Genomic DNA, 15,222 nt, shown 5'->3' on the forward strand with positions numbered 1-15,222 from the left:
ACGATTGTCACGCAGCGGCTGGAAAAGGCCGGGTACGGCTGGCCTTTGTCCTTGACCGGGATCTGGCAGGCATTGACCCGAAACCCGGCCGGTAAGGGAAAGCATTTTTTACAGGGCAGTCCCTTATGCCGCGCCGTGCCACACTACGGCACGGCCTGCGGCCATTAGCCTGCCTGTGTCGTGGCGGGCCATGCGGGCACATGGAAGCGGGCCGGGCAATTATCCTGCACATCGGGCGAGGGCAGGAATCCCGAAGCGGCGGGGAAGCGGCCAAGACCACGCGGATCGAGCGTGAACCACAGCTGTGCCAGCACCGTCTGACCCTGCGCGTCGGTATTGCAACGGAACTGCAATCCGCGCTGCGGCAGGGGGCCATATGCCTTTTCAAATGATGCCAGCACATCAGCCTTGCTGATCTCCTGCCCGGCATCATGTTCAAGGTCGCGGCCCACAGGGCCTGCGGCAAAGCGGTCGCGCAGCGTGCTGGCCACCGTGAAAAAGCGTTCGGCATTCATGCCAAAGCACTGCACATGTTTGGTGTATTCATGCGTGACAAGGCTGGAACGGGTATGGGCCACGGTCATCGAAAGCCGTTTTGCCAGCACGGGGGAAAGCCGGGGTGGCGTGTCATCATGGTTGTAGATGTCACACCCCTTGTTCCACCACATGGTTACGGGCAGGCCATCATGCACCAGATCGGAGGGCAGGGAAGCCCATAACCCGTGCAGTCCGATCACCGGCGTGTGCGGCTGGTCGGGCTGGCAGCTCGGCCCGTGGCGGTCGGTACAGAAGCCGGGCTGCCAGGTCAGCGCCAGTGTGTAATGGTCGAAATCACCATGCTGCGCTACGGGGATCGACAGCGCATCGGAGCGGGCAGCGGGCGGCGTATGGGCGCATCCGGCCATAAGGGACAGGGTAGGGACAAGCACGGCCAGCGCCGGGCGCAGGCCACGAAGGGCGGTAAGGGCGCGTTGCAGCATGACGGGTTATTTCCCTGCGGAATTCAGGTTTAAGGCATTCGTCAGATCACCAAGCGGCTGGCCGGTCGCCGCCTGTATGGCGCGATCACGCACCACCACCCCGTCAAGCGGACGCAGGTGGTAGCGCTCGGTCAGGAATTTCAGGATCGAGGTCGTATCCTGCACCGTATGGTCCACATAACCACGCCGGGCATAGGGGGAGACAATAATGGCGGGAATACGCGATCCCGGCCCCCACCTGTCCCCTCTGGGCGGGGCAACGTGGTCCCACAGGCCGCCATTTTCGTCATAGGTCACGATGACCAGCATGTGTGGCCACTGTGGGCTTTTCTCCAGATGCGCGATCAGGTCGGCAATGTGCTGGTCGCCCGAGCGGATATCGGCATAGCCGGAATGTTCGTTCAGATTGCCCTGCGGTTTGTAGAACGCAACCTGCGGCAGGGTACCGTGGTCAATGGCATCAATGAAGCGCGTGCCCGCAAGCCCGCCATCAAGCAGGTGCGCCGCGCGTGCCGGGGTGCCGGGGGCGTAGTTCAGGTAATAGTTGTAGGGTTGGTGATGGTACTGGAAATCGGGGGCCGGGTAGTGGTTTCCATGCTCCAGCACGTCCTGCCATGCGCCTGAATACCATGCCCATGTAATGTTACGCTCGCTCAGCCGGTCACCAATTGTGGCGCCGGTCTGCGGTGGCAGGGTCGTGGGCTGGGTCGGGTCAGCAAAGCGGGTATCCTGCCCGGCGGCAGGCGGGTTGCCGCTGGGCTGGTAGGCGGGCTGCATGGTGTTCACGGCATGGAAATCGGGGGTCAGGTTGCCATCACGCACGAATTTGGGCACCCCCTCCAGCGCGGAACGGGGAGAATTGGGGGCCACCACCAGCGCCTTTCCCGATGCGTCGACCACCGAGATGACCGGATGCGCGGGGCTGGTATCAGCCTGCGGGTAATACGGCGCGCAGGCACAGGCCAGCCACTGGTGGTTGAGGAATGACCCGCCAAAGGCCCCCATGAAGAAGCGGTCCGCCATGGCATAGCGGCGCGCGACCTGCCACATCTGCATGGCCGAGCCGTTCCAGTAGCTCATGGGCATGGCACCGGAATCCGCCCATGCCACGAACATGTCGTTACGGCCGCCATTGATCTGCATCTGGTTTTCGTAAAAGCGGTGCCACAGGTCATGGGTCAGGGTGCTGAGCGCGACATTGAAGCCCTGCGGGTCGTCCACGCGGAAGGGCTGGTTGGGCAGGTGCGCGCTCATGGCCTGTGTCACCCCGTTGCGCACGCCGCGCCCGGTCAGCCCGCCCCACACCGGGGGGAGTTCGCTCAGGATGGTGCCATCACGGTCACGCTGGGCAAAAAGGGCAGGGGGCTGGCCCGCAAACGTGTCCGCACCGGGGAAGCCGTTGTACAGGTTATCGAAGGAGCGGTTCTCGGCAAAGATGACCACTACAGTCCTGACCTGCTCCATCTGTCGGGCGGAGGCGGCCTGCAACGGCCCTGCGGGCAGGACGGCTGCAATCGCACCGGCCAGCACGCCCGCGCGCCACACTCGCCCCCGGCCACGCGCAATGAAACGGGAGTGTCCTGAAGGGGGGCGTCGTGGCATGAGGGGCTGACCTGCTGATATGGATGATGGCGTCAAGTCATGGACCATAAGGGCAAAACCGCCGGTAGCGCAATCCGGTGGAAAACCGTAACAATTCCCCCCTACGGGCAGGCTTGTCGCGCATTCTGTTTGCAGGCCACCCGTGCCATGCTAACGCCACGGGCACGTTTCACCCAAAACCTCTCTCGCAGGGATTGCCCCGGTTCATGCACACGCTGTCAGATCCCCGCTCATCGCGCGCGCTGCACCACCAGATCGCCGAGGACCTGACCGGCCGGATCGGGCGCGAAGCGGAGTATTGCGACAGGCTACCCTCGGAGGCGGCATTATGCCGGATCTATAATGTCAGCCGCGTGACCATCCGCCATGCACTCCGGCACCTTGAAAATGCGGGACTGGTCTGCCGCCGGCAGGGCCGGGGCACGTTTGTCGTGCCATCCCAGCAGCGCCCACCCCCCGCACCCGCCCATCCGGTGGTCGGGCTGAGTGACATCCTGCACGCACACGGCATGGCGGTAGAGACGGAACTACTGGCGTTCAGCCTGGCACCAGCACCCGGGGACGTGATGGCCGCGCTGGGACTGGAAGGCCCGCAGGCCCTGCTGCTGCGGCGGCGTTACCTGATCGACCATGTGCCGGTGGCCGTGACGGAAGTGTACTATCCACCTGCCTTCCGGGGGTTCATTTCGGCACATGATGCCCGCCTCCATCCCTCCGCCACACTCATGACCGAGCATGTTGGCCTCCAGCTTGGCCGCACCCATATTACGGTGGACGTGACGGGCGCACACCCTGGCCTTGCGGGCGAACTGGACATGGAACCGGGCAGCCCCATCATGGTCATGCGCCGCATTACCTGTGATGACGCGGGGAGTGCGTGTGAACACAGTACATTGCTGGCCCGGCCGGGCATTACCCGCTTTTCCATCACCGCGCATGGCGGCAGCCTGCCCGATACCGACTTCATCCCCCAAAATCCATGGCCACCCGCCCAATAAGCGGCCATTGATTGTTTCCCGAAACGAATATAAGACAAGTTAATACAACCCGCGCACCATCACGGCGCGCCATGGGCGGGAGCGTCGATGAAGCCAAATCTGCTGGAACGCCTGTTCCACCTGCGGGCCGCAGGCACCACGCCCGGCCGGGAGGTTGTGGCCGGCCTGGGCACGTTTGCGGCCATGGTCTACTGTGTTGCGGTCAACCCCGCCATCATGGCCAATGCGGGCATGGACCGCGCCAGTGAGCTTACGGCAACCTGCCTGATCGCCATTATCGCCTCCGCCACCATGGGGCTGCTGGCCAACCTGCCGCTGGGGCTGGCGCCCGCCATCGGCTCCAACGTGGTGTTTGCCGTGGTGATGGTCCAGCAGATGGGCGTGCCATGGCCGGCAGCGCTGGCCATCGTTTGCCTTACGGGCATCGTGTTCATGGTGCTGACGGTTACGAAGGTGCGCGAACGCATGGCCGACGGCATGCCCGACTGCCTGCGGGTGGGCATACAGATCGCAGTGGGTCTGACCATCATGTTCATCGGGCTGCGCAATGCCGGCTTTGTGGTGGGCAACCACACAACGCTTGTCACCATGGGTTCACTGTCCAGCCCCGCCGTCATGCTGACGTTTGCAGGGCTGGTCCTGACCCCGGCACTTGTGGCGGCAGGCGTGCCCGGCGCGCTCATCATCTCGATCATGGTGCTGACCGTCATCGGTCTGTTCGTGCCCGACGGACATGGGGGCATGATCACCCACTGGCCCACGCGGCTGTTCGCCATGCCGGTCTGGCCATCGGCCACGGCATTCCACCTTGATCCGGGCTACATCTTCCGCAATTTCTTCTATGTCCTGCCTGTCATCATTTTCTTCCTGTGCACGGAACTGTTCGGCACGCTGGCCAACCTGCTGGGCATTGCCAGCGCGGGCGGCATGCTGCGCCGTGATGGCTCGATCCCCAACGCCACGCGCGCCTTTGCGGCGGATGCGGCGGGTACGATCGTGGGGCCGGTGCTGGGCACCGCAGTCGTGGCGGTTTACCTGGAATCCGTGATCGGCGTGCAGATGGGCGGGCGCACAGGACTTACGGCCGTGGTCATAGCGCTGGGGTTCGTGGCCGCCCTGTTCCTGTGGCCCCTGTTCATGATCATCCCGCCGCAGGCGACAACGCCTGCGCTGGTCATGGTGGGGATCCTGATGTTTGGCGCCATATCGCGGCTGGACCTTACGGACATGACCCAGTCCGTGCCCGCGATCATGACCTTCATGTTCGCGGTGCTGACGGGCAACCTGCTCAATGGCATGGCCTTTGGCACGTTCGCCTACATTGTCATGAACATTGCCGCCCGGCGCTGGCGCAGCGTGACCCCTACGGCATGGGGGCTGGGCGCGGTGATGGCCGTCTTCTTCATCGTCAGCATGAGCATGCGCCACTAGGAGCAGCCATGCGGGGCACCATCCTTATCCAGCATGAAAGAACAGGACCAATGAGTTCACCCTATCCCGACCTGAATGATCCTGCGCTGCGCGACAGGGCCGTGCGCGCAGCACAGGGGCAGGAAGCGTTTGACACGCTGCTGGTCAACGGCCGGGTGGCCGATGTGGCAACAGGCGAGGTCCGGGAGGCCGATGTGGGGCTGGTCGGCGCGCTGATCGCCAGCGTGCACCCGCGTGGCACCTTTCACGAGGCGGGCGAGGTCATTGACCTTGGCGGGCGTATTGTTGCCCCTGGGCTGATTGACTCCCACCTCCATATCGAAAGCTCCATGGTCACGCCGCGCACCTATGCTGGCGTGGTGGTGCCACAGGGCACAACCACCATCTGCTGGGACCCGCATGAAGTGGGCAATGTCGGCGGGCTGGAAGCGGTGCGCTGGGCCATTGCCGCATCACGCGGGCTGCCGCTGCGCATTATCGTGCTCGCCCCCTCCTGCGTGCCATCAGCGCCGGGGCTGGAGCGTTCGGGCGCTGTGTTTGATGGCAATGCCATGGAGGAGATGCTCTCCTGGCCGGAAGTGGGCGGTGTTGCCGAGATCATGGACATGCGCGGCGTGCTGGCGCGCAGCCCGCTCATGCGCAGCATCACACAGGCAGGCCTGGAAAGCGGCAAGCTGGTCTGCGGCCATGCACGCGACCTGGCGGGCAGGGGGCTACAGGGCTTTCTGGCCGCAGGCATTGAGTCCGACCACGAGATTACCAGCGAGGCCGACCTGCTGGAAAAGATCCGCGCGGGCATGACGATCGAACTGCGTGTCTCACACGAGGACATCCTGCCGCAGGCGGTAGCACTGTTTGGCAGACTGGGCCATGTACCGCAGACCGTGACGCTGTGCACGGACGATATCTTCCCCGATGACCTCGTCAGCCGTGGCGGCATGGCCTACATGCTGCGTCGGCTTGTGCAGATCGGGCTGGACCCGGTTCAGGCGCTGCGGGCGGCAACGCTCAACACCGCCATGCGGCTGCAACGCCGCGACCTTGGTCTTGTGGCGCCGGGGCGGCGGGCCGACCTTGTGGTGTTTGATGACCTGACCGAATTCAGGGCGCACCATGTCTTCGCATCCGGCCGCCATGTGGCGGAGAACGGTGAACTGTGCGAAGCCCTGCGCCCCGACCCCGTAACGGCACCCACCGAGACCATGAAGCTGGCGCTGACCACCGAGCAGTCCTTCCATATCCCCGCAACCGGCACCCATGCCCGCGTGCGCACCGTGGCCATACCCCGCACCACGCGCTGGGGTGAGCGTGACGTGGCGGTCAGGGACGGCCATGTCGTCATTCCGCACGATGCGGCGCTCATGGCCGTGTTCAACCGCTATGGCGCGTCCAGCGTGCCGGGCCTTGGCATTCTGGAAGGCTGGGGCGAATGGTCGGGTGCGGTCGCGACCACCGTGCTGCATGACAGCCACAACCTTGCCGTGATTGGCCGGGGGGAGGCGGACATGATGCTGGCCGCCAATACCCTGATCCGCTCAGGCGGCGGCATGGTGGCAGTCCGTGATGGCAAGGTGCTGGCGCATCTGGAACTGCCGGTGTGCGGCCTGTTGTCGGCCGCCCCCCCCACGGAAGTTGCCCGCCAGTTCAACGCCGTGCGGGAAGCCTGCGCATCCGTTACCACATGGAATGGTCAGACTGCGGTGATCAAGCTGATGATCGGCGCAAGCCTGGCCTGCAATCCCGGCCCGCATGTGACCGACATGGGCATTACCTCGGGCATGACCGGGGAAGTGGTGACGGACTGCGTGCTGGCCTGAACCAGCCAAAGCCCCGGTCCCGCGTATCAACACCGATGCGCGGGCATGGCCGCCCGGATGTTCCGGCCGTACCAGCCTGCGCGTAAAATGCACAGGCGCGTGGCATCATGGCTTCACTGTCCGTAGCAGTGCAGGGCACGCCTGCCGGGCGTGCCGCGCGTGGGACAGACCCCCGTAACCCTACAGGGCAGTGGCAATGTAGCGGGCGCATTTGTGCAGGTTGGGCACAATGACATCATGCAGATGGTCGATGTCGTACTGTCCGTTCGGGTAGACGATACCCAGCGCGCCGACCGCATCTTGCGTTTTCAGCCCGAAGGCGGGCACCGCAATCGCGTGGAACGCCTTTCCATTCACATCAGGAACATGGGCAAAACCCTGCGCTTTAATGGTGTCAAGCGCCTGTTCCAGTGCCTGTTGGTCGGGCGCGGGCAGGTCGGGCGGCAGAAGGGCTATGGCGCCCGCTCTGCTGCGGAAAGCAAGCGTTGCCAGCCCCATGGCGGTCTTTACAAGCGGCAGGCTGCTGCCTGTGGTGTAGCCTGCCATCTCGATCTTGGCAGCAGTCGGGACATGGACGACATAGACCAGCTCGTTGCCCGACAGCAGCGCCAGTGAAACCGGTTCCCCCACCACAAGCGATTCCTCATGCAGGACCGGGCTGACCAACTGGCCGATCGAACGGCTGTGCAAGAAGCCCAGACCAAGCTTGAGGGTAAGCGGCGTGGGCATATAACGCGTGCCATCGGCCGTGACATAACCCAGCATTTCCAGTGTGCGCACCAAGCGCCGTGTGGTGGCGCGGGTCTGGCCCACCTCACGGGCCAGCTCGGCTACCGTCATGCCCTCCTTTCCCTTACCAAATGCGCGCAGCACGGCTAACCCCTTGACGAAGGTGAGAGATATTTCGGAATCAGCTTCGGTCATTTTATCCAGTCCTGCCTAAAATATGATTGAAAGCGCCCCCAAGAAGCCGCATCGACCATACGACTTCGGAATAATTTCTTGCCCTACAAAATCATATTCGGCTAACATAAATCAATAACGAACTAAAGTTCGCTTATCGAACATGTTCTGTCCCGTCATGTGTAAAGGGCCGCCCATGCAATTCCATGTCATCCATGTCATTTCCCCTGCGCACTACCGGAACATGGCACAGCATGAACCGACAGGTGCAGCCAGATGACCTGTCACTGCACACCACAGCGGCCCCACGCACCTGCTTCATGGTGCGGAACCAGACCATGCCCAATGACTGGCCACACGGAAATGGCGGCACGACAATGGCTCTTTCCTTCAACCTAGATCTGGCCACAACACGCTTTATGCACAGCGCCCCGCAGCGCGCAGTCATATTGGCGCACCGGGGCCTGCAACCAGCCTGTGCGCCGCTCAGCGTGGGGATTGACGCGTCAATACGCCTGCATATGGCACCTAGGCCGGAAAACTGCCGTAATGCGGGCCTCCATGCCAATTGGCACGACGTGCCTGCTGTGGCCACCACCGATGCCTGATGTCCAGGCCCGCGCGGCTGTGTCCCGCACCGCCCGGCGCCTGGTGCATGAGAGTACCCTGGAAATGACGCCCGCCTATGTCAGCGCGGCACGGCAGCGACCCGATGCCCTGCCGCAGGGCACGACCATTTTCATAACCTGGCTTACGGGCTTTGCATTTGGGCAGACACTGACAGCCTGCCGCAAGGTAAGGGAGTGGGGGTGCCAGCCCGTGCCACACCTGCCCGCGCGCGCTATGGCCGACCTGCCCATGCTGCGGATGATCGGGCAGGCCGTGACACAAGAGTTGCATACCGATACGGTCCTGCTCATAGCGGGCGATAAGGCAAAGCCCGCCGGCTGCCTTGCCGATACGCTGGCCCTGCTCCAGACAGGTACATTGCAGGAAAGCGGCATACGCAACATATACGTGGCCGGACACCCCGAAGGCTCGCCGGTCATGCAGCAACCAGGGCAGGCCCTGTCGGTGCTACGCCAGAAGCAGGAAATTGGCCAGCGGGATGGACTGGACATCCGTATCGTAAGCCAGTTGTGCCTTGACCCCGCTCCGCTACTGCAATGGGAGCGGCATCTGCGCGCCAACGGCATTACCCTGCCGGTGCATGTGGGGCTGCCCGGCCCGGTCCCGCCACGCATGATGATGCGCTACGGGATGAGATGCGGCGTTGGACCGGTGCTGCCGTTCCTGAAAGCACAGCGCGCCCTGATGCATCGCTGGTCATGCACCAGCACGCCCGAACAGGTAATCCGGCCGGTGGCACAGGTCATGACCACTACGCCCGGAACCCTGTTTCGCGGGTTGCATTTCTTTCCCTGCGGGGCCGTGGCGCGCACGCTGGGCTGGCGGGAAGCCGGCGGTATGCCCCGACAGGCCTATGCCAAGGGGTTGATGAACGCATAGTTCGTTGTCAATACGGTGTGTTATCATCGCAATCACGTCCACCAACCATTTAGCCGGGATAGGTCCCATGCTCGATACACGCCTGTTTTTTCCATCCTTTCTGGCATGCTGTATCCTTATGGTGGCAATACAGACCAAGGCCGCATCCCTACCGCAGGCGGACAGTCCGTACGGTGACGGAGGTACGAGCGCCTTCTATACACCCGACGGGGCACTCCCCACTCCCGGCACCATGATCCGCACCGAGGCGTTCAGCACGCCCCACCTGCCAGATGGCACCGCGCGCGCCATCCGCACACTGTATAGCGCAACGGACGGGGTCGAGGACAACGGCACAGCCATTGCCGTCTCGGGCCAGATCCTACTGCCGCCGGGCAAGCCCCCCCGGCATGGCTGGCCCATTGTTGCGTGGGAACACGGCACAACCGGCATCGCCGATATATGCGCGCCCTCGTGGCGGGGCTACTCACCACGCGACCGGGTCTATCTGGCCCATTGGCTTGCCGCCGGTTTTGCCATTGTTGCTACGGATTATCAGGGGCTGGGTACACCGGGGCCGCACCCGTACCTGCTTTACCGGCCCGAAGGCTACAGCGTGCTGGATGGCCTGAGCGCGGCGTTGAAACAATTCCCCACGCTGCTGCGCAACCAGATCGTGCTGGTCGGGCAGTCCCAGGGATCGGGGGCGGCACTGGGAGCAGCATGGCTTGCGCCGACCCATGCGCCTGCATTGCATATCCTGGGCGTGGTGGCGACGGGCGTGGTGGCGGACTTCCACATTACCGCCCCCGCGCGGCACACCGCCATTCCGGCTGTCTATACCGACCCGGCACAGATGGATGCAGCCTTTGCCATACTGCGGGTAGAAGGTACGGATCAGAGCCTGAACCCGACACGCAATGCGGACACCGTGCTGACACCCGCAGGCCGCGACTACGCACGTCAGGCCCGGACATCATGCCTGCATGACCTGTTCACCTATGCGGACAGGACGCATGTTTCCGCGTCCACGCTGTTCAACGCGGGGCTGGCCGATTACGAAAAACGTCATGACGCAGCCTTCCAGATTCCCGACGGGCATATCGGTGTACCCGTCTTTGTCGGCACCGGTCTTGCCGATGGGGAAGCAGGAACAGCGGGGCAGTACAATGCCGTGGCCGCAATGTGCGATGCGGGCACGCGGGTCGAGTGGCATGAATATCCGGGGCTGACCCATAACGGGGCGGTCAATGCATCGGTACAGGATTCCCTGCCCTTCGTGAAACGGCTGATCAGGAACAGACCCGTGGCCAGCACCTGCGCCACCCTGATCCAGCCCGGCCCGATCCAGCAGGCGACGCCAGGCATCCGCTGGAACAACTGACAGGGGCACTGCGCCCCATGACAGAGCGTTCACAACCGGCGCGATACGGTAGCTCCCGCAGTGCGCCATGGGGCTGCTACCGGTCCTGACGGATAGCAGCAGCAATGCGCCGCACCATGTCAGACACTATGGGGCAGTCCATCCCGGTCCCATCCGTCGGGGTGCCTTCGCCCGGTTCCATTATGGCATGGACTGGTCATGTCGCACCTGCCGCCATTGCCCTGCCGTTGCTGACTGAGCGTGCCCTGCGCAGGGCCGGGAAGAACGCGCAGGCCCAACCTGTATGCCCAGATGGCAGGGCGTCTTGTTCATTCCATTAACATACTCGATGTACAATATTTTTCCGTGCACTTCGCGCGCGGGAATACAGAACCGATGCCTGTAAAAAACGATAGGGTGCACGGTTATTATTCATTTATATGACCAATTTTTAGGCATTTTTTATTTTTAATATCATGACTTTTTCTCACCTTTGATTTACTATTGCATAAAAAGCAACATCGCGTTGTCTGCATTCCCAATTGGAAACAAGCGGTATGCATGGCATATCATCAGCCTACAACAACGCCCTGGAAATCTGGATATTCAATGTCTTTTCTTTCGTCACGCAACGCCCGCCACCGTCTTTGCGGCGTGCTTGTGGCCCTGGCGTGCAGCGTGCCGGCATATTCCGGGTTCGCAGCGGAAAACCGCAAGGTCATCATTGATGATGACGATAGCCTGTCACTGGCGGAGGCAACGCTGCTGAAAGCACCGGGGGTGGATGTCCTGGGCATTACCGTTGCCAGCGGCAACCGGTGGCGTGATGATGAAATCAACCGCATGCTGCGCGGGCTGGAAATCCTGCACCGGACCGATGTGCCCGTAGTGCCGGGGGCGATCTACCCGCTGATCAATTCAGAAAAGCTGACGGAGAAGTGGGAAAGCCTGTACGGCAGGTTGATCTGGAAAGGTGCGTGGATGAAGCAGTGGGTGGAACCTACCAACCAGCCCGAACCCAACTACCACGCGCCCGATGTCGTACCCACACCGGCGGATGGCAATGCAACCACAAAGCCGGCAAAGGAAATTGCAGCCAACTTCCTGATCCGCATGGTACACGCCTATCCGGGGCAGGTCACGATCGTGGCGGCAGGGGCCATGACCAACCTTGCCCTGGCCCAGCGGCTTGATCCTGAATTCGCCTCTCTCGCCAGGGAACTGGTCTATATGGGCGGCAGCCTGAACCCGCACCAGCAGCTTTCCACCGTGGCGGCAGGGCAGTATGCGCGTGAGTTCATCAATTCACCGCGGCGCGAATTCAACCTGCGTTTCGACCCGGAAGCCGCCAGCATTGTCATGCACGCCCCGTGGCACAAGATGACCATGGTGCCGTCCGATCCCGCCACAGCCACGGAACTCAGCGCGGATTTCCTGCATCGCATCGCATCGCGCAATGCCGATATCAGCAAACTCGTCGCGCACTGGCAGCCTGGTTCACCCATGTGGGATGAAATTGCGGCAACCGTCTGGCTCAATCCGCAGATCGTAACCCGGTCCGCCACGCTCTATGTTGATATCAACACGCAGTTTGGCGCCGGTTACGGGGATACACTTTCGTGGTCGCCCGGTTACCAGCCCGATCTGGACGAACAGAAAGAAACCGTGATCGAAGCCATCAACCCACAGGCGCTTCTGGCTACGATGGAACAGGTCCTGGCACGCCCGTAACAGGATCGGGTAGCATACAGAATGTGTTAAAAAAGGCACAGTGTTGCTATTTTTTCACTAATAATACTTACATATTTATCGACATGTTTGGAATAATATATATTGTAATAGGTGGATACTTATAAAAATATACTGCGAAATCCCTATGGTCATCAAAATATAATCCGATAATTTTACTGTTAATCGTGGAAAATGCATTAATCTGAATTATGTTGTAAATATGACACAGTAAGTAATTAAATATAGGCTGAGTTATATTATTTAATTTTATTTTTTTACGAATAAAAATAACGTTTATTTTTTATATTATCGTAATACTATATGTTTTACTTTCCGTTCGTCTCTGGACATCAGAAGGTGTTTGCACGAAAATAATGACATGAAGTGCACCCGTGCGATTGTGGGGTGTGTGAATATCCGATCGTCTGGCAAGCCGGGTATCGGATCCGTTTCCCGGGGGGGGGAGGAAATTGATATGAGAAGCTACATCCACGGTAACAGGACACTGTTTGCCATGTCGTGTCTGGTCACGACGTTCCTGACAACGCTGGGCCCGGCCTCCCGGTCCATGGCGGCAACGGGCACTACAATCCAGCAGGGCAGTGGCCATGCGGGCCACACGGGCAGCCACACCACCGCAGCCAAGGCCACAGCACCTGCAAAACCGCAGTCGGTCGTGGCCACCGCAACGCCGGAAGTCATCCGCGTTGGCCACAGCCGTAGTGCGCGTGATGGCGGCGGTGGCATGATGCGCCTGGAAACCGCGCCGCATAGCGTACAGAGCGTGGGCAAGCAGTATATCGACATGAAAAGCCCGACCAATACGGCGCTCGACCTAATCAAGAACCTGCCCAGCATCAGTGTTTCCACGTCCGATACATCCGGTATACAGGGCGGCAGCATCATCAGCCGCAGCCTGACCGATGCCGACATGGGCCTGCTGGTTGACGGCGCACCCGCTGCCAGCGCCACCTACCTGTCCGAAGATGTGGATTCCGAAGACCTGGAAGCCGTGAATGTTACCCCCGGCAGTTCCGCAATCGATATTCCCACCACCTCCGCCGCCGCAGGCGTGATAGATGAGCGTACCCACACGGCCAGCCATAAATTTGGTGGCATGATGGATTTCTCATACGGCACGAACAACATGTCGCGTGAGTTCATCCGCCTGGAATCCGGTGATATAGGCAAGACTGGCATCCGGTCGTATTTCTCGTTCTCCAACACGCATGCACGTTCGTGGATGGGTGCGGGTATCAACAGCCGCAAGCACATCGACTTCGGTCTACAAAAAGACTGGCAGAACGGGTCTTTTGCGAAGTTCTTCATCTCCTGGAGCTATGAAGATTTCACGATCGACAACTATTCCAATGCCGCCGAATTCTACCGGTACAAGCATACAGGCCAGGGCTTTGGCCGTAGCGCCGATCCATCGAGCAACAACTACTGGGGCAACAACATTGACCATTGGAACCAGATCTTTCTGACGGCTCCGGTGCATATTGTCCTGCCCGCCAGGTTCAAGTTTGATATCACCCCGTATTTCAACTTTGGCCAGGGCTGGGATGGTTCACCCGGCAGACAGGCAACCGTGGGTACGAATACCGCCGATACGACATACAACAACTACACGTACGGCAACGGCACGGCCGTGGCCGCCGGCACAAACTTGACCAACTACTTCCTGGAAGATTATGCCATGGAGGTAGGCGTGACCGCCAAGCTTGGCTATGACATTGACCGTCATAACCATGCCTATGTCGGCTACTGGTACCAGAATCAAGATTACCTGACACACTTCCCCGTCAGCGCGCAAATGAGCAACGGCTTCAACCCGAGCCCGAACAACAGCGCCTACCAGATGTACCAGAACGGCCAGCGCATGTTTCCCGGTAATGATGCTGGCTTTGAAGTCCACTCCATCTTCATTGGCGACAGCGCGAAATACCTGCATGACAGGCTGACCATTGATGCCGGTTTCAAGTATGTCATGACCAATTACTGGTACAAGTCATTTGGCACCACCGGAACACTGAGTGGCCGGTATGGCGAAAACAACACAACACCGCTACCGCACCTGTCGATTGGCTATACCTTCAACAACCACCACCAGATCTATGTAAATGCCGAAGGTGACTTCCGTCAGCCTGCCCCCAGCGCCATCGCCAACAGCGGTATTGCAGGCGGCATGCCCAAGAACCAGTATTCCATCAAGGAAGAACTGGGCTACCGCTACCATGACAAGTACATTATGTTTGACTTGTCATTCTTCAACTACAACATCACCAACCGCCTGCTCAGCACCTATATCGGTGGTGGCCAGTCCGGCGTGGTGAACGGGGGCAACCAGACAGCGCGCGGCTTTGATGCCATGATCTCGAGCCGTCCGTTCCACGGTTTCAGCCCTTATGCATCGGTTGAATACCTGAACGCCCGCATGGATTCCAACATCGCAGCCCTGGCGGCAGATGGTACGACCAAAAGCTACTTCGCCACGGCAGGGCGCCAGGCCCCGCAGGCACCGCATGTCATGGCCAATTTCGGCCTGACCTACCAGAAGTACGGCTTCTTCGGTAACGCAACGCTGCACTATACCGGCTCGCAGTCCGTAACCCTTGCGGGTGATGAGCGGATCCCCGGCTATGTTACGGATACACTTTCGCTTGGCTATCACTTCAAGCCGTTCATGTATGCCAAGTCGCCCACCTTCCGCCTTAACTTCACCAACCTTACCGGCGCTATTGTGCGCACCGGTGTCAGGGGTATCGGGACCAGCGGCGAACAGGTCCGTCTGATGAACGGCATGATGTCCTCTGCCAAGGCGGCCAACGGTGCCAGCTTCTATGTCGAACCCCGCTTCAGCATGACGGGCACAATCTCCACCTCTTTCTGATCGGCATACTGCCGTA

11 protein-coding genes are annotated in these 15,222 nt (G+C 60.8%); 8 read left to right on the plus strand and 3 right to left on the minus strand.

The genetic code is table 11. The annotated features are described in order from the left end of the window. Nucleotides 1-164 precede the first annotated feature (164 nt). Nucleotides 165-980: a ribonuclease T2 family protein gene (locus tag GLX_RS02660; RefSeq protein ID WP_014104494.1), complete on the minus strand. Its 816-nt coding sequence runs from the start codon at nucleotides 978-980 to the stop codon at nucleotides 165-167. A 6-nt stretch (nucleotides 981-986) separates the two neighbouring features. After that, nucleotides 987-2,444, minus strand: coding sequence for an acid phosphatase (locus GLX_RS02665; protein WP_331396563.1), 1,458 nt, complete (start codon nucleotides 2,442-2,444; stop codon nucleotides 987-989). Nucleotides 2,445-2,788: 344 nt separating this feature from the next. On the opposite strand from GLX_RS02665, the gene GLX_RS02670 reads away from it, so the two are divergent. From GLX_RS02670 to GLX_RS02680, 3 genes are all read left to right on the plus strand, one after another. Continuing rightward, the gene (locus tag GLX_RS02670) at nucleotides 2,789-3,580 is read left to right on the plus strand and encodes a GntR family transcriptional regulator (protein WP_014104496.1); all 792 of its coding nucleotides are present in this window, start codon (nucleotides 2,789-2,791) and stop codon (nucleotides 3,578-3,580) included. 87 nt (nucleotides 3,581-3,667) lie between these two features. Beyond that, complete coding sequence (locus GLX_RS02675; protein ID WP_014104497.1) at nucleotides 3,668-5,011, plus strand: NCS2 family permease; 1,344 nt, start codon at nucleotides 3,668-3,670, stop codon at nucleotides 5,009-5,011. 50 nt (nucleotides 5,012-5,061) lie between these two features. After that, the gene (locus GLX_RS02680; RefSeq protein ID WP_041247110.1) at nucleotides 5,062-6,828 is read left to right on the plus strand and encodes an adenine deaminase; all 1,767 of its coding nucleotides are present in this window, start codon (nucleotides 5,062-5,064) and stop codon (nucleotides 6,826-6,828) included. Nucleotides 6,829-7,008: 180 nt separating this feature from the next. Here GLX_RS02680 and GLX_RS02685 read toward each other — a convergent pair whose 3' ends face one another. Next, nucleotides 7,009-7,752, minus strand: a complete 744-nt coding sequence (locus GLX_RS02685; RefSeq protein WP_014104499.1) for an IclR family transcriptional regulator — start codon at nucleotides 7,750-7,752, stop codon at nucleotides 7,009-7,011. A 233-nt stretch (nucleotides 7,753-7,985) separates the two neighbouring features. On the opposite strand from GLX_RS02685, the gene GLX_RS02690 reads away from it, so the two are divergent. The 5 genes from GLX_RS02690 (at nucleotide 7,986) to GLX_RS02710 (ending at nucleotide 15,206) form a co-directional block, all read left to right on the plus strand. Next, nucleotides 7,986-8,339 (plus strand): hypothetical protein, encoded by a 354-nt coding sequence (locus tag GLX_RS02690; RefSeq protein ID WP_041247112.1) that lies wholly within the window; start codon nucleotides 7,986-7,988, stop codon nucleotides 8,337-8,339. Continuing rightward, nucleotides 8,332-9,240 carry a methylenetetrahydrofolate reductase gene (locus GLX_RS02695; protein ID WP_014104501.1) on the plus strand — a complete coding sequence of 303 codons (909 nt, stop codon included), beginning with the start codon at nucleotides 8,332-8,334 and terminating at the stop codon, nucleotides 9,238-9,240. The genes GLX_RS02690 and GLX_RS02695 overlap by 8 nt, the downstream gene beginning before the upstream one ends. Nucleotides 9,241-9,307: 67 nt before the next feature. Next, nucleotides 9,308-10,603, plus strand: coding sequence for a lipase family protein (locus GLX_RS02700; protein WP_014104502.1), 1,296 nt, complete (start codon nucleotides 9,308-9,310; stop codon nucleotides 10,601-10,603). Between the two features lie 588 nt (nucleotides 10,604-11,191). Continuing rightward, complete coding sequence (locus GLX_RS02705) at nucleotides 11,192-12,313, plus strand: nucleoside hydrolase (RefSeq protein WP_041247113.1); 1,122 nt, start codon at nucleotides 11,192-11,194, stop codon at nucleotides 12,311-12,313. A gap of 475 nt (nucleotides 12,314-12,788) precedes the next feature. Next, nucleotides 12,789-15,206, plus strand: coding sequence for a TonB-dependent receptor (locus tag GLX_RS02710; RefSeq protein ID WP_231850389.1), 2,418 nt, complete (start codon nucleotides 12,789-12,791; stop codon nucleotides 15,204-15,206). The last annotated feature ends 16 nt before the right edge of the window (nucleotides 15,207-15,222 follow it).

Source organism: Komagataeibacter medellinensis NBRC 3288 (assembly GCF_000182745.2).
GTDB classification, from domain to species: domain Bacteria; phylum Pseudomonadota; class Alphaproteobacteria; order Acetobacterales; family Acetobacteraceae; genus Komagataeibacter; species Komagataeibacter medellinensis.

Bases quoted from the DNA above. Each gene is read 5' to 3' on its own strand.
- GLX_RS02700 (WP_014104502.1), top strand. From the start codon at position 9,308: ATGCTCGATACACGCCTGTTTTTTCCATCCTTTCTGGCATGCTGTATC.
- GLX_RS02710 (WP_231850389.1), top strand. From the start codon at position 12,789: ATGAGAAGCTACATCCACGGTAACAGGACACTGTTTGCCATGTCGTGT.
- GLX_RS02695 (WP_014104501.1), top strand. From the start codon at position 8,332: ATGCCTGATGTCCAGGCCCGCGCGGCTGTGTCCCGCACCGCCCGGCGC.
- GLX_RS02670 (WP_014104496.1), top strand. From the start codon at position 2,789: ATGCACACGCTGTCAGATCCCCGCTCATCGCGCGCGCTGCACCACCAG.
- GLX_RS02675 (WP_014104497.1), top strand. From the start codon at position 3,668: ATGAAGCCAAATCTGCTGGAACGCCTGTTCCACCTGCGGGCCGCAGGC.
- GLX_RS02685 (WP_014104499.1), bottom strand. From the start codon at position 7,752: ATGACCGAAGCTGATTCCGAAATATCTCTCACCTTCGTCAAGGGGTTA.
- GLX_RS02705 (WP_041247113.1), top strand. From the start codon at position 11,192: ATGTCTTTTCTTTCGTCACGCAACGCCCGCCACCGTCTTTGCGGCGTG.
- GLX_RS02660 (WP_014104494.1), bottom strand. From the start codon at position 980: ATGCTGCAACGCGCCCTTACCGCCCTTCGTGGCCTGCGCCCGGCGCTG.
- GLX_RS02680 (WP_041247110.1), top strand. From the start codon at position 5,062: ATGAGTTCACCCTATCCCGACCTGAATGATCCTGCGCTGCGCGACAGG.
- GLX_RS02690 (WP_041247112.1), top strand. From the start codon at position 7,986: ATGAACCGACAGGTGCAGCCAGATGACCTGTCACTGCACACCACAGCG.
- GLX_RS02665 (WP_331396563.1), bottom strand. From the start codon at position 2,444: ATGGAGCAGGTCAGGACTGTAGTGGTCATCTTTGCCGAGAACCGCTCC.